Here is a 13,551-nt window from a genome sequence, read left to right on the forward strand (position 1 = left end):
AATTGGTGCAAAGTCGCGGCTTTAGTTTGGACATTGCCAATGCTTTCAGTGATTTCTAAAGACTGCTGGTAGAGGGCGATCGCATCTTCTATTTTTCCCGTATTGGCGTAGATATCAGCTAATTGGTGCAAAGTCGCGGCTTTAGTTTGGACATTGCCAATGCTTTCAGTGATTTCTAAAGACTGCTGGTAGAGGGCGATCGCTTCTTCTATTTTTCCCGTGTTGGCGTAGATAACAGCTAATTGGTGCAAAGTCGCGGCTTTAGTTTGGACATCACCAATGCTTTCAGTGATTTCTAAAGACTGCTGGTAGTGGGCGATCGCATCCTCTATTTTTCCCGTATTGGCGTAGATAAGGGCTAAGTTATGAATAATTGTCGCTTTTACTTTTTCGTCTGTTTCTGGACACAGTTCTAGTGCTTGTTGATAATGTTGCTGTGCTTGTTCAATTTCTCCAAGTTCTTGTTCAGAACGTGCTAGTTGATGCAAAATGCGATAGTCTGGGATAATTTTTAGGGTATCTTGGCAAGTTTTAACAGCTTCTCGAAATCGGCTTTTATTATTCCATTGTGCTGTCAGAGGATCTGCAATTTCCGCTGCAATTTCCCCTTGTTTCCCCAACAACGCTAACCGATGAATTTCTAACTGTTCTTCTTCTGTTCTGGTTTCCCCTTGTTTCCACCACAGATGATACAAAACTTCAGCTGCTTGTTGATGCAAACTTTCTACATGAGTGGATAACGTCAACGGCAAAATTCTTGGTACACGCAAAGACTCATCAGGACTAACTTCCAACAATCCCAAGGCCACCGCCCGATTGATATAATCTGCCAAATTGGGGATATTTTCACAAACTGCGGTTAATGCTTCCCTGGGGACTGGTAACTCAAACACCAAACCCAGCGTTAACATCTCCTGCATCTTTTCATCCATTTGTTGCAGCAAAGCGCCCGCTAAAACCTGTTCTCGCAACTCCACCGCATCAACTTCTAAACGATTGAGAATTGCAACTTGGTCAACTGTGGAATTTTGCAAAATCTTATCCAACCATTCCAGCAACCGGGGATTACCATCAGCTAACCTCCGCGCTTGCGATTTCAACGCCTCATCTACCTGAGATTTTGCCCCAAAAGCCACAAGACGACTACACTTTTTTCTTAAATCTGCCCCCCGCATTCCCTCCAAGGGCTGTTTATAGAAATACCGCAACTGGCTAAATTCAAAATCATAACGACAGGTGATAATTAACCGATGATTGGTGTATGTTTTCCGAATTGCCCAAACCAAAGCCGTTAACACCTTTGCGGCTATGGGTTGCAAACGACCTAACCCCCCAACCCCCTTCCCTGCGAGGGAAGTGGGAGTAATATTCCCCTCTCCTTGTAGGAGGGAAGTGGGAGTAATATTCCCCTCTCCTTGTAGGAGAGGGGCTAGGGGAGAGGTCAATTCTAAATTCACCTCAAAATCATCCAAAACCAACAAAAACGGCTTTTCCCCAGCGTCCGACAATTGCTGAAATACCCGCTTGAATCTAAATTTCAATTCCTCATCAGGATTTTGTAGCTGTTTCCGTTGTTCGTCATCATCCAACTTTTCCACCAACCGACTAACTAAACTCGGTTCATCAATTCTCCCTACCAAGACAACACGCTGAAAATTTGGGAGTCGGTCACAAAGTCTAGCTGCTAAACTACTTTTACCTAAACCACCCATGCCATAAATTAATACCCCTTTTTTTTCAGTTGATTGTGTCAACGTCCTTAAACAACTTTGCAACTGACGACGACGACCGACAAAACTCTCACGGGTGGGGACTTTCACCTTACCCGCAGGATCTAAAAATTCCGTACTCACAGATAGCGGTGGTGCTGGTTGTCTTCCACGAGTCCGCAATGGTGTCACCAATTCCCCTGGTAAACTATCCGCTGCATATAATCGCAATAAATGCCAATCCCGCGCTTGGTTTTTGATTAATGTTTGATAGGTACTGGCAACTGCTTCGGTGATTTGCTTTCCGGCTGCTAATTCTTTATATAATGTCGCTGCTGCTTCCGTTGCATCAGATTCTAAAACTTTTTGTCCCCATCCCAAAACGGCTTTAGCACCAGCTTTGAGTAATTCTTCCGCCATTGAAGGGACTGAACCATAATTATCACCATCACCTCCAGCTTGTCCAGTGCGACAACCAGAGAGGAAAATCAATTTGGGGATTCGGAATTGTAGTGCTGTAGCGATATCATCTGCACTAGCATAATAAGCTTCTCCGGTTTCCGTTTCGGTAATGAATTGGGGTTGTCCGTTGGTAATTGTGGCATGACCAGTAATATGGAAAATATCAAAATAATCTTTACCGTAATCATCCACTAAATAACCCAATTCCGATAAACAACCGCTTTCTTCCACTGTCAAAGCTAAAGGTTGTCTTCCCGTCGCTTCTAAAATTCGCCCTTCTTCTGCTTCATAATCTAATACAGGTTCTACTCCTTGGGGGGAAGTAGCCATAAATAAAACTTGCAAAGCCCGGTTTTCTGGGTTTTCCTCCACAGACAATGTTTTTACAGAGTCCGATGATACCCACCGCACAGGAATAATTGACCGTTGAACGAGAAAGCTATTATCATCATGCAGAACTTCCCAAGGTAAATGGGCGAGTTTTTCGGCTGTAGCAATGGCTAAAATGATACCTTGACGCTGATATTGATTGATGAGTTTTTGTAACCATCTGTCAGTCCCATCTAACCAATTATACAATCGAGATCCTGTAACTGCGTAATCTTCGGCATAAGAGGAAACGTAATAATCTCTTTCTGCTAACTCAATTAAATCAGTAATTTCGCTCAGGGGGAGCGTCCTTTTTTCATATTTGTTGTAATTATCGGTAAAGTACCGTAACTCTACGTAATTACCTGTAACTGCTTTCAGGTCAAGGTGGAGAGTTTGCACGTTATTCGAGGTGACAGGTGACAGGTGACAGGTGACAGGTGACAGGTGACAGGTGACAGTTTAAATTATCTGCCCCCTAAGTAAGTAGGCTTAATTAATTATTAGATAGTGGAACAGGCTTCTAGCCTGTTGACGGGCAAGATGCCCATCCCACATTTTATATTTACAGCAAATTGTCATCAAACCCGGAACAAAAACCCCACCCCCAACCCCCTCCCCGCAAGCGATGAGGGGGCTAAGATGTACCTTATATGATTGGAAATCGCTGTAATTACAACCAGCTACTTAATTAAGATTCTAAAATTTGCCGAATTTGCTCAAATGTGGCATTTTCTAACAACAATCGTCTACCGTTGCGGCCGACAATCAGAACTTTAGCAATTTTTTTACCAGATTGTTTTTGTTTATACTCTTGATACCATTTGCGAATTTGTTCAGTAATGGCAATAGTTCCACCTACAAGACCAACTATAGTACCAACAGTAGTCAGGACTGGTTCTTTTTTCACATCTTCTGAATTTACGGCATAGTTACCTGTTATACCCTCAATTGCTAAAAGCTCCTCTGTAGCTTGGATGGCATCTTCACCTTCAATAGAAAATTTAATGTCTGTCATAAATTTGCCTAAAAATACTATTATACGGCTTATGTGAATTAAATGCGGAAACCCTTGTAATACCGTTGATGATTCTGGAATTATCGTTCTAGAGAACTCTGGAAACCCTAATAAAACCACAATATTTTTAACTCACATAAGGCGTATTATTGTTCATCACTTCTACCAATTTCTCAAGATGTGCTAATTCATGGGTAGCCATTACAGATATTCTAATGCGACTGGTGTTAACAGTGGGGGGACGAATGGCTGGTGCAAAAATTCCCGATGTTCGCAAGTGCTTTCCTGTTGTTAATGCTGCGGACGCACTGGGCAATTGAAAACATAATATCGGAGATTCTGTCGGTAATAACTTTAAATTAGGTAAATTCTCTGTAATTAATTGTTTTAAATAGTTGACATTTTGCCAAAGTTGCGATCGCCTTTCCGGTTCTGCTTGGACAATTTTAATGGCGGCCATTGCGGCGGCTGTATCTGCGGGAGACAGGGCTGTAGTATAAATCCAACTAGGGGCGCGATTGCGTAAAAAGTCAATGAGAGGAAGGCTACCAGCGACATATCCACCCAAACTCCCCAAGGCTTTACTTAATGTGCCAATTTGAATTAATTCTCTACCTGTACAGCCAAAATGTTCTACACAACCAGCGCCAGTTTTTCCCATGACTCCTGTAGCATGAGCTTCATCGAGAAGTAGCATACTACTAAATTCTTCAGCTAAATCTAGCAGTTGGGGTAATGGACATAAATCACCGTCCATGCTAAAGACGCTATCGGTAATAATTAAACAGCGTCGGTAATTCTGGCGGTGTTTTTGTAATTTTTCTTCTAGTAATGAAGTACCATTGTGCGGATATTCCATGACAGTTGCACCGCTGAGAATCGCTCCTTTTTTTAAGCTGGAATGGTTATATTCATCAGATAAAATTAAGTCTCTTTTACCGACTATGGCGGCAATTGTGCCTAGATTTGCTAAATAACCAGAACTAAATACTAATGCGTCTTCGGTTTGTTTAGTAGATGCTATTCCCTGTTCTAATTCTCTGTGAATTTCTCGATGTCCACTGAGTAATCTAGAACCTGTACTACCAGTGCCGAATTTTTGAATAGCATTAATGGCGGCTACTTGTAAGCGTTCATCTCCTGCTAATCCTAAGTAATCATTACTGGCAAAGTTAATAACCTCTTGCCCAGATAATACCACAGTCGCACCGGGTTGGCTGTGAATCGTTTGTACGGAACGATACCAGTTAGCTCGATAAATAGTGGCTAAAGATTCATTTATCCAAGCATAGGGATTATTATTCATGATGAATTATGAACACTCTACTTCACTACTGCTAAGATAAGCGATCGCTTGTCTAATCCAATCCTCCACATAGGCATTTTTGGGTAAACCAATATCTTCGCTAACTACGTGCAGGGCGTTACTAACCTCATGGGCAGTATATCCCAGGGCAAAAAGAGTCATTTGCACTTCTTCTAAAATTCCTGGTGCAGGTCTGCCTGTAGCCACAAAGAAGCCCGCTGATTTGCGCCATTCGATCAGTTTACTCTTGAGTTCTAAACAGATGCGTTCAGCGGTTTTCTTGCCCACTCCAGGGGCTTGAATCAGCATTTGGATGTTAGCAGCGACAATGGCTTGGACTAACTCTGGTAATTCCATTGTATCCAAGAGAGCGATCGCTAATGCTGCACCAATACCGCTAACACTGAGCAAATGGCGAAATAAATCCCGTTCCGAAGGAGAAGAAAAACCATAAAGCATGGGGATTTCCTCTCGAATCTGGTAATGGGTAAAGATTTGGATCACATCCCCAGTTGATGTTAACTGGTTGGACAAACGTTGGGGAATTTGTAAATCGTAACCCGTGCCATTGACTTCTAAGGTCAAGATGACGCGATTAGGAGTAATGGCTTGGACACCAGCAACGATACCTTTAAGATAGCTAATCATTCTAGGAAACCAAAATATTTTAAACCTTCCATAATCCCAGCAGCACAACGGTTTTGGGCGAGGTAACGGTAGTCCGCAGGATGCTGCTGATACCATTGCAATAACTCTGGACGAGCATTCCCGACAATGATTCCCCGTTCCTGTCCGACAGCGAATAAAGCTATATCATTACCTGAATCGCCACAAACAACAGTCTGCTCGGCTGCAAATTTCCACTTCTGACGGAGAAACTGCATTGCTTGACCTTTATCGCTGGTATGGGGTAAAATGTCAAGGTCAATTTCACTACTATAGATTAACTTTACATTTAGTTGAGTTTTTTGCAACTCGGCCTCAAGTTGTGGTAAAATGCCGGACAATTCTGCTTTTAGGAAAAAACTGACCTTGAAAGGACGTTGTTCTGTATGTGGTTGTAGCACTAATTCTGGGAATTGTTCAGTAATAGCTAGAATTTTTTGCCTATCCCAACCTTGAGAAAGAATGTTTGACCATTCTGGGTCAGGAATATTCCTACTATCTAAATAAATTTCTGTACCCACAGATAAAACTAGCGCATCTGGGGAAAAAAGGTTTTTTTCCTGTTGGAGTTGGCGGTAGAGGACAGGTGATCGCCCTGTAGAGTAGACTATCTTTGTCCCATATTGTTGACGATGTTGTTGCAAGCGATCGCTCAACTGCAATAATGCCTGATCATCCCCGACGAAGGTATGATCTAAGTCGGTTACGAATAAGAACTTAGTCACAGTTAACTCCTGTTGTGAGGTTAATTCACAAAAAGTGTATGCTGTTTTGGCACTTAGCGCAGAATTGATGAATTTAGCCCCGTATCCTCTGCCTCAACTTGTCACAAAACTAATTAGGGTTTACCAATCAAAAATATTGATAAACTCTTTAGCAGTGATCATCGGACAAGAAAAATTATCTTTTAAACTGAGTAAATCGCGATCGCCTGTCACAAGATTCGACAAAGAAAAATGCACCTGTTTTGAGACACTATCAGCCAAAACCTGAACTTTTTTGTGATAAAAATCCGCGAAACCCTTATTAATAAATGGTTTTAGCTTTATTTAGCCATCCCTAAATAGAAAAAAATTTTTTTTGGCTTCTGGGGGGTTGACTTGTGCGGCGCGGGGTGATATTGTGATAATGGAAATTCGTGCTTTTATAAAAATTTTATCCGCACTCCATTATTTTAATGTAGCACATCGCCGGCGATATTGCAAGCCAATCCCTGAAAAAAAATTTCGCGCCAAACGTAAAACTGAGAAATTGTGTAGAATTACTAGGTGTAACCTTGAAGCTAGATAATGGATTTTAATCTGCAAGCACCTTTTGTCCCCACCGGTGATCAACCACAAGCGATCGCTCAACTTTCTGCTAGTATTCAAAAAGGAAATCATTATCAAACATTACTGGGTGCGACAGGAACCGGGAAGACATTTTCCATAGCCGCGGTCATTGAGAAAGTCGGTAGACCTACCCTAGTATTAGCACATAATAAGACATTAGCCGCCCAGTTGTGTAACGAACTGCGGGAATTTTTTCCTAATAATGCAGTTGAGTATTTTGTCAGTTATTACGATTACTATCAACCGGAAGCATACATCCCTGTTACTGATACTTATATAGAGAAAACATCAGCGATTAATGAAGAAATAGATATGTTACGACATTCCGCCACCCGTTCCTTATTTGAACGCAAAGATGTGATTGTCGTCGCCTCAATTAGTTGTATTTACGGCTTAGGAATGCCTGCGGAATACCTGAAAGCCGCAATTCGGTTACAATTGGGAATGGAAATTGATCCGCGTCAAATTTTACGGGATTTAACCGCAGTTCAATATAGTCGTAATGACATCGAAATGGGTCGAGGAAAATTCCGAGTTCGGGGTGATGTTTTAGAAATTTCTCCTGCTTATGAAGATAGAATTATTCGGGTTGAATTTTTTGGAGATGAAATTGATGCTATTAGATATGTTGATTCTGTTACTGGCGAAATTCTCCATAGTTTAGAAGCAGTAAATATTTATCCTGCGCGTCACTTTGTTACCCCCAAAGAAAGAGTAGAAATAGCTTGTGAAGATATCGCCACCGAATTAAAACAGCAACAACTAACATTAGAATCAATGGGTAAATTAGTTGAAGCACAACGCATTGATCAACGCACCCGTTACGATTTGGAAATGTTAAGAGAAGTGGGATATTGTAACGGCGTAGAAAATTATTCTCGTCATTTAGCCGGCAGACAGGCGGGAGAACCACCAGAATGTTTAATTGATTATTTTCCCAAAGATTGGTTATTAGTAATTGATGAATCTCATGTTACCGTTCCCCAAATTCGGGGAATGTATAACGGAGACCAAGCGAGAAAAAAAGTATTAATAGATCATGGTTTTCGACTTCCCAGTGCGGCGGATAATCGTCCTTTAAAAGCCGAAGAATTTTGGCAAAAAGTCAATCAATGTATTTTCGTTTCTGCGACTCCAGGAAATTGGGAATTAGAAATTTCTGAAGACAATATTATTGAACAAGTAATTAGACCAACGGGAGTAATTGACCCAGAAATATTTGTGCGTCCTACAGAAGGACAAATTGATGATTTATTAGGAGAAATAAAAGATCGAGTTGACCGTCAGGAAAGAACTTTAGTTACCACATTAACTAAACGCATGGCGGAAGATTTGACGGAATATTTAGAAGAGAGGGAAATTAGAATCAGATATTTGCATTCGGAAATTAATTCCATTCAACGTATCGAAATTTTACAGGATTTGCGAAATGGTGCTTTTGATGTGTTAGTCGGTGTCAATTTACTGCGGGAAGGTTTAGATTTACCTGAAGTTTCTTTAGTGGCGATTATGGACGCAGATAAGGAAGGATTTTTACGGACTGAACGTTCATTAATTCAAACTATTGGACGGGCGGCGCGTCACATTAGAGGAAAAGCAATTTTATATGCTGATAAATTAACAGATAGTATGATTAAAGCCATTGATGAAACTGATAGAAGAAGAGGCATCCAAATGGCTTATAATAAACTACATGGAATTACACCGCAACAGATTATTAAGAAACAAACTAATTCGATTTTATCATTTTTAGATGCTTCTCGACGCTTAAATGCCACTGATTTAAAAATGGTGGATGAACATTTAGATGAATTATCTTTGGAAGATATTCCAGAGTTAATTACTTTGTTAGAAAAACAGATGAAAGAAGCTGCGAAGAAGATGGAATTTGAGGAAGCTGCAAAATTGCGCGATCGCATTAAGCATTTGCGAGATAAAATGTTAGGTAGGTAAGTGATAATGGGGATTTTTTCAACTAACCACAGAGGCACAGAGGACACGGAGAGAGTGAAAATTTAAACTAAATCTTTACTAAAATCTATGTTAACTAACATTCGTCAAATCACGGTTAATGAATATCACAAAATGGCGGAAATGGGTATATTTCACCCAGAAGAACGCTTAGAGTTAATATCAGGACAAATTATCAAAATGGCTGCTAAAGGAACTGCACACGAAGCTGCTATCACCCGCACACAAAGAATCTTCAATCAACGTTTAGGTGATAGAGTTTTAATTAGAACTCAGTCACCAATTAAACAGATATTGCAATTGTTAAAACCGATGCTTTGGATTATGAAGATCATCATCCCCAACCATCAGAAATCTTTCTAATTATTGAAATTGCAGACTCTAGTCTGAAATATGATCGAGAAGTGAAAACTTCAGCTTATGCTAAATCAGGTATTATTGATTATTGGGTTTTAGACCTTAATGGACGTAAATTGTATGTATATCGTTTACCCAATGCAGAAAGTTATCAAAGTGAAAGTATTTTGGGAGAAAATTTAACAATATCACCTTTAGCATTTCCTGATTGTCAAATTAAGATTAGGGATTTTTTGATGAAGGTTTAAAGTAATCACAAGGTAAAATTTTAGGTATATAAACTTAATTGTATGATTAACGCACTATTAATTTTTTCTGTTTAGTAGCTTCCTGAATTACATAGGAGTTGCTGGTAAAAATCTGAATACCAGGAACAACACTATAATCTAAATCATCAGTAATAATTTTAACTGTTCCTGCTCCTGCTCTACTAATTGCTTCTAGAAGTAATAAATCATAACCATCAACTGCTTGAGTTTGAAACCGTTTGAGTGCTGCATCAGTCGTAGAATCATCTACTGTTAAATCAATAGGAATTGCAATTTTTTTGATTCGTCGCCAAGTAAACTGAACTTCAGCTACAACATTGGCTCTTTCTGTTGGATAATTATGCCGATATTCCTTAATGGGTAAATATCCATTAGATTGAACATAAATCTCATATTCAGTTTTCTCAATAATATGTGCAAGTTCAGCTAAAGTTAGTCCTGAATAAGTTAACGTAGCTCCATTTAACAGAGCTAAATTAAGATAGTTAAAGTAATTTCTTCTCTTTTGTCGTTGAGCAGGTTTAGCATTAAATCCAGCGTTGGCGTAGGTTCGCCAAAACCATACGTTTGTATCTACCAAGAAAATATCGCTTTTCTGTGGAATGTCATTTCTAATATCTATCACATCAGCTAGAATGTTTAAATTAATTGGCATATATCAAATACTTTCAGCCATATCTGTCATTACAGCATCCACAGCATGACGATATTTTTCATCTGAATAATACCGTTTTGCCTTAGTCATTATATATTGTAGAACATCCCATCCATCATCATTAAGAGAAGTAAATTCTATAAGTTGATTCAGTTTCTCTGGAGAAATGTCTTTCAACAATTGACCAAACGCAAAGTTCATAAATGGAGAAGCAAAAACTTTCACCCCCGTAAAATCTAATTCTACTGGTTCGCCACGTAGTAAGCAGGGATGAATAATTTCATACAGTTTTTGACCAGGCTCCTCAGTAGTTGCTAATTCCCCAACCATATTGTAAATGTTATGTATCATATCTTTACCTCCTCTTTTCTAGAATACTCGCCTCTTAAGTTGAGAAACTATGGCTTCGCCACGTAAACTATCAGAAGCTAAACAGTAGTATTTCTTGTCACATCGAAAGGCTATATTAACCAGCGTTCCGGAGAAATTAGTACATACGTTTTCATATATAGTACCATTATCGCTTATGTTGACGTATCCGTCATTACTGAAAATCATCAAATTTCCACGATTTTTGAGTATAAATTGCTCTAAAAGGTGTAAACCTGCACCTCTATCTATGTCTAACTTTTCCTGTAATAGCATCTTGTAACCTGGAACTAATATTTACCCAACCCCTACCTAACCACTGATATCTTAGATAATCACCGATTATTTGTTGGTCATATTGGTGATCACTTCTATAGGGTATAGAATTACCATCCCAAGGTTTTTGATAGTGACCAAAATCACTCAGGAATCCATTTTGAGCCAAGTTCACACGAATTTCTTCTAGAAGTGTCTTCCAACGAAAAGTGACATTTCCACCCCTATATTCAAATAGACGAGCTATTCCCCCTAAAAAGGTAACACCGATGTGTCCCAGGAATCCGCAATAGTGGAAATCAATTATCAATTCCAAGCAATCTTCAGGGAGTTGCAATATATCATACCAATATATTTTTCTCCCTCGCATTAAGCATCTGCGAGATAAAATGTTAGGGAGATAAACTATCAGCTATCAGCAGGAAAAAAAGAGGAAGTTTTTACTTCCTCATAAGTAAGCGTTAAAAACAATTACCTAAAAATTGTTCACAATACTAAATAGACAGCACTTCTAGCCAGATCAAGAGTAAAAATCTTATTATCGTAAAAACTCAATGGACCACGATATGCTGTTTCTAAGTTATTTATACCATCATAAACAGTCGTTAAGGCAACATCAGCACCACGTCCACCTAAGAAGGGTAAAGGTATAATACCAGTACCTAAAATTTGTTGTATTTGCTCTAAATCTAAGTCATCCAAAAATATCTTTTCCCGTAAGTCAGAAATTATGATTGTAGCCATGATCTTATTTCCTCATCAAACAGTGAACAGTTTTGGTAAGTGTGACAAAATCGCCCTTGAATCTGCTGAAATAATTAACGATTTACCCAAGCATTAACTGTCCGAGCGTAATCTATCGTATTGAATTTATTATCATGAAAGTTACCTGCTCCTTCATAAGTGGTTGATATGGTATTTATACCATCATAAACAGTAGTTATAAAAACATTAGGACTGAGTCCTAAATAGGGATAAAATCCTCCTAGACCTCTTCCTAATAAAACACCTAATTCTGGTGGCTTTAAATCATCAAAAAAGGTTAATAAATGACTAGAATATAAGTCATTTATCACTATTTTCTTCATTGTTTTATCCTCTACATCTTTAATGGGTTTAACTATTTAATTCTGACATTTATCTGTTAAAAATAATCAAAAAGTTGCATATTAACACCTTTAAAAAAAGACATAACTTATTAAGTTATGTCTTCAATAATCATTTTATTTAAAGCTCTAACCCACTCTTTTGCAACTTCTTAAATGGATCTAAAATGAAGTCAATAACATGACGCTGACGAATAATTACTTCCGCACTTGCTGTTTGTCCAGGGGTGATAGGAATCCGTTTGTTACCGACTTGAATATAAGGGTTTTCCAAAGCGATATCTAATTCATAAGTTTCTATGCGGTTAGAACTATTTTCTTGAACTCTAGAGTTAGGTGAAATCCAACTAATCCGTCCTGACACAATTCCGTATTCTTGGAAAGGATAAGCATCAAATTTAATTTTTACTGGCATTCCTGCCTTGACAAAACCACTATTTTGACTAGGCATACGTGCCTTCAAGATCAAAGGAGCATTTTCGGGAGCAATTTGAGCAATCATTTGTCCAACTTGGACAACAGAACCAGATTTTTTAATAGGTAATTCAAAAATTATGCCATCAATAGGAGAGCGGATAGTTCGCTGTTTTAGTTGTAAATTTAAGGCTGTAATCTGTCCTTTCGTCTGCATCATTTCTGATTGAAGAGAAATGATTTGATTTTGCATGTCTTTAAACTGTTCTTGACTTTTTAATAAAACTAATTCTCCGCCTTGCAGAGAACTTTTATAACTACTTTCTTCTTCTTGTAACCGTAGTTTTGCTTGTTCAATATCTGAACTAACTTGATTCATTAGTGACTGATAACGACTGACTTCTTCCTTTAGTCTTAACTTTGCTGTTTGCAGATTAAATTTTGCTTCTTCTTGGGAACGTTGACTTTCTTCAGCAATTTTTTCCAATTCTACTATTTTAGTTTGAGCAATTATTCCTTCCTTTAATAGCAGACGATAACGTTTAAGTTCAGAAATATCTCGACGTAAGCGACTTGTAGCTAATCTGTAGTTAGTTTGACTAGATTGTATATTCTGTTTTGCCTGATCAATTTGAGCTAATTTTTCCAGATTTTGGAAATTATAAGCACTTTTTTTAGTCTCAAATATTTGTTGAGCCTGATTAAGTTGGGCGATTTTTTCTAATGATTGAGATTGATTTTGCTGACGTTGAATATTAATTGACATCAGGACTTGATTTTTTAATATTTCTAGTTGAGATTGGCGATTAATTAGCCCCTCTAATTTGGATTGTGCTTGTTGAAGTTCTGTTTGTAAAATCTCAGATTCCATTGCTAATAAAACTTGTCCAGCTTTAACAGTTGCACCTTCTTTAACATTAACATTAATAACACTACCAGTTACCGCACTATCTAATTTTTGTGTTGCACCTTTAGGTTCTATTCTCCCACTCGCATTACCCGTTTCATCAACTTTAGTTAACATTGCCCAAGGTAAAATAATGGCAGCAAAACTGACTAATAAATACAACATGGAACGAGTCCATGCTTTTGGTAAAGCGTCTAATAATTCCTCTGTGCCATAAAACCAATCCTTGGCTTTATCTAATATTTGGATTTGTTGATTCGGATTAAAAGTAGTAGATTCAGGTTGATGCGGCGGATTTATAGTAGTTGTTGGTTGGGTGTAAACTGACTGTGGCATAAATAATTAGATAATTTTGGTGATATATCC

At 38.5% G+C, this 13,551-nt stretch carries 14 protein-coding genes; 3 read left to right on the forward strand and 11 right to left on the reverse strand.

The features are described 5' to 3' along the window. The 5 genes from PN471_RS20730 to PN471_RS20750 form a co-directional block, all read right to left on the reverse strand. Positions 1–2,942 (reverse strand): tetratricopeptide repeat protein (locus PN471_RS20730; RefSeq protein ID WP_271778451.1); only part of this gene is annotated, 2,942 nt, incomplete at its 3' end. A gap of 289 nt (positions 2,943–3,231) precedes the next feature. Next, on the reverse strand, positions 3,232–3,558 hold the full coding sequence (locus PN471_RS20735; protein ID WP_271778452.1) for a hypothetical protein: 327 nt from the start codon (positions 3,556–3,558) through the stop codon (positions 3,232–3,234). 127 nt (positions 3,559–3,685) lie between these two features. Beyond that, positions 3,686–4,864 carry an 8-amino-7-oxononanoate synthase gene (bioF, locus tag PN471_RS20740; protein ID WP_271778453.1) on the reverse strand — a complete coding sequence of 393 codons (1,179 nt, stop codon included), beginning with the start codon at positions 4,862–4,864 and terminating at the stop codon, positions 3,686–3,688. A 6-nt stretch (positions 4,865–4,870) separates the two neighbouring features. Continuing rightward, entirely contained in the window at positions 4,871–5,512 is a 642-nt protein-coding gene (gene ruvA / locus PN471_RS20745) for a Holliday junction branch migration protein RuvA (RefSeq protein WP_271778454.1), read from the reverse strand. Further along, on the reverse strand, positions 5,509–6,255 hold the full coding sequence (locus PN471_RS20750) for a sucrose-phosphate phosphatase (protein ID WP_271778455.1): 747 nt from the start codon (positions 6,253–6,255) through the stop codon (positions 5,509–5,511). The genes ruvA and PN471_RS20750 overlap by 4 nt, the downstream gene beginning before the upstream one ends. A gap of 561 nt (positions 6,256–6,816) precedes the next feature. Here PN471_RS20750 and uvrB point away from each other — a divergent pair. The 3 genes from uvrB to PN471_RS23385 all read left to right on the forward strand — a co-directional run bounded on the left by uvrB (position 6,817) and on the right by PN471_RS23385 (position 9,437). Further along, the gene (gene uvrB, locus PN471_RS20755) at positions 6,817–8,814 is read left to right on the forward strand and encodes an excinuclease ABC subunit UvrB (RefSeq protein WP_271778478.1); all 1,998 of its coding nucleotides are present in this window, start codon (positions 6,817–6,819) and stop codon (positions 8,812–8,814) included. Between the two features lie 87 nt (positions 8,815–8,901). Beyond that, positions 8,902–9,195, forward strand: coding sequence for a Uma2 family endonuclease (locus tag PN471_RS23380; protein ID WP_334311928.1), 294 nt, complete (start codon positions 8,902–8,904; stop codon positions 9,193–9,195). Continuing rightward, positions 9,150–9,437 (forward strand): Uma2 family endonuclease, encoded by a 288-nt coding sequence (locus PN471_RS23385; protein WP_334311929.1) that lies wholly within the window; start codon positions 9,150–9,152, stop codon positions 9,435–9,437. The genes PN471_RS23380 and PN471_RS23385 overlap by 46 nt, the downstream gene beginning before the upstream one ends. Positions 9,438–9,483: 46 nt before the next feature. Here PN471_RS23385 and PN471_RS20765 read toward each other — a convergent pair whose 3' ends face one another. The 6 genes from PN471_RS20765 to PN471_RS20790 form a co-directional block, all read right to left on the reverse strand. Further along, entirely contained in the window at positions 9,484–10,113 is a 630-nt protein-coding gene (locus tag PN471_RS20765) for a hypothetical protein (RefSeq protein ID WP_193892683.1), read from the reverse strand. Positions 10,114–10,116: 3 nt separating this feature from the next. Next, positions 10,117–10,464: an STAS-like domain-containing protein gene (locus PN471_RS20770; protein ID WP_193892680.1), complete on the reverse strand. Its 348-nt coding sequence runs from the start codon at positions 10,462–10,464 to the stop codon at positions 10,117–10,119. 262 nt (positions 10,465–10,726) lie between these two features. Further along, positions 10,727–11,074 carry a hypothetical protein gene (locus PN471_RS20775; RefSeq protein ID WP_271778456.1) on the reverse strand — a complete coding sequence of 116 codons (348 nt, stop codon included), beginning with the start codon at positions 11,072–11,074 and terminating at the stop codon, positions 10,727–10,729. A gap of 170 nt (positions 11,075–11,244) precedes the next feature. Continuing rightward, entirely contained in the window at positions 11,245–11,502 is a 258-nt protein-coding gene (locus PN471_RS20780; protein WP_271778457.1) for a hypothetical protein, read from the reverse strand. Positions 11,503–11,576: 74 nt separating this feature from the next. Next, the gene (locus tag PN471_RS20785; protein WP_271778458.1) at positions 11,577–11,846 is read right to left on the reverse strand and encodes a hypothetical protein; all 270 of its coding nucleotides are present in this window, start codon (positions 11,844–11,846) and stop codon (positions 11,577–11,579) included. 139 nt (positions 11,847–11,985) lie between these two features. Next, positions 11,986–13,521 (reverse strand): HlyD family efflux transporter periplasmic adaptor subunit, encoded by a 1,536-nt coding sequence (locus PN471_RS20790; protein ID WP_193892674.1) that lies wholly within the window; start codon positions 13,519–13,521, stop codon positions 11,986–11,988. Positions 13,522–13,551: the final 30 nt, after the last annotated feature.

Source organism: Aphanizomenon sp. CS-733/32, assembly GCF_028330045.1.
Lineage (GTDB): Bacteria > Cyanobacteriota > Cyanobacteriia > Cyanobacteriales > Nostocaceae > Dolichospermum > Dolichospermum gracile.